1 protein-coding gene is annotated in these 1208 nt (G+C 73.0%); it reads right to left on the bottom strand.

Annotation, left to right across the window (positions count from 1 at the left end):
• Positions 1 to 70 precede the first annotated feature (70 nt).
• Positions 71 to 1129, bottom strand: a complete 1059-nt coding sequence (locus AB0O00_RS40365; protein ID WP_363659640.1) for a hypothetical protein — start codon at positions 1127 to 1129, stop codon at positions 71 to 73.
• Between the last annotated feature and the right edge of the window lie 79 nt (positions 1130 to 1208).

The following is a 1208-nucleotide window of genomic DNA, read 5'->3' as shown; positions in this document are numbered from 1 at the left end:
GACCGCGTCCAGGCCGTCGTCTACGCCTACGAGAACCGCCTCGTCCAGCCCGCCTGAGCGGTCCGGGGTCTCAGGGGCGGGTGACGGACGTCGTGTTGGTGGCGGCGTTCCAGTGGATCGTGGCGTTCTGGAACTTCTGGACGCGCCCGCCCGGTTCGTCGCTCTCGTCGGTGAGGGCGTAGCCCACCGCCTTCTCGTGGCCGGCGTTGTGGAAGGCGTCGTAGATCGCGCCGTGGACGACGTGCGCGCCGGTCGGGGCGGACCACAGGATCAGCGCCCGCTCGAAGAACTGGTAGCGCCCGCGGGTGCCGTCGGGGGCCGCGGCGCCGTCCGCCTCGTCCATCGTCGGGAAGCCCCAGGCCCGTTCGGCGTCGGTGGCCCAGAACCGGGTGAGGATGTCGCCGTGGACGGCGAACGCCGCGTCCGGGTGCCACAGGATGATGCCGCTTTGGAACTGCTGGAAGCGCCCGCCGGCCGCGGAGTCGCGCTCGCCGCGGATCGGCGCGCCCAGCACGCTGTTCAGGCCGCCCATGGCGTCGTACTTGACCCGGATCGCGCCATAGGGCATCAGGTCGTCCAGGCGGTTGTAGCGGCGCGGGGTGAAGCCGCGCAGCCCGTTGCCCCACGTCCGCTCCTCGGCCACGTGCCCGTAGTCGTACTCCTCGCGCACCACGGGCTGGGTGTGGGCGGGATCGGCCCAGCGCACGAACAGCGCGACGTGGTCGGTGCCGCCGGAGTCCTTCAGCAGCGCGTCGCCCGGCTGCAGGTCGTCGGCCGGGATGTCGGCGGTGACGTTCCACAGGTGCCAGGTATCGAGCGAGGTGCCCAGGTGCCAGGCCATCGACACGAAGCCGGAGCAGTCCGGGCGGTAGCAGCCGAACTGGTTGCCGTGGCAGCCCTGCTGGCTGTACGGCACCTGCTCGGCGATCCACGACCACGCCCGGTCCATCACCTCGCCGCGCCCGATCGGGCCGTCGGTGTCGGAGTCGAGCGCCTCTTGGGAACGGACGGAGGTTGTGGCCGCGCTCGCGGCGTTCGCGGCGGGGACCGCGCCGAGGGCGAGTGCGGCCGCCGTAAGGGCGGGGACCACGGCGCGTGCGGCGCGCCGCAGGATCGGCGAAGTGCGCAAGGCTGACTCCCGGGGGTCTGCGGTGGTGCGGGGGAGGGACGCTGACGGGCCGTCCGCAAGCTAGCCGTGGGCGCGCGGG

This window comes from Kitasatospora sp. NPDC093558 (assembly GCF_040683475.1).
In the GTDB taxonomy this organism is placed as follows: domain Bacteria; phylum Actinomycetota; class Actinomycetes; order Streptomycetales; family Streptomycetaceae; genus Kitasatospora.
The sequence above is the reverse complement of the archived record's forward strand: the minus strand, read 5'-3'. Positions and strand labels throughout refer to the sequence as shown.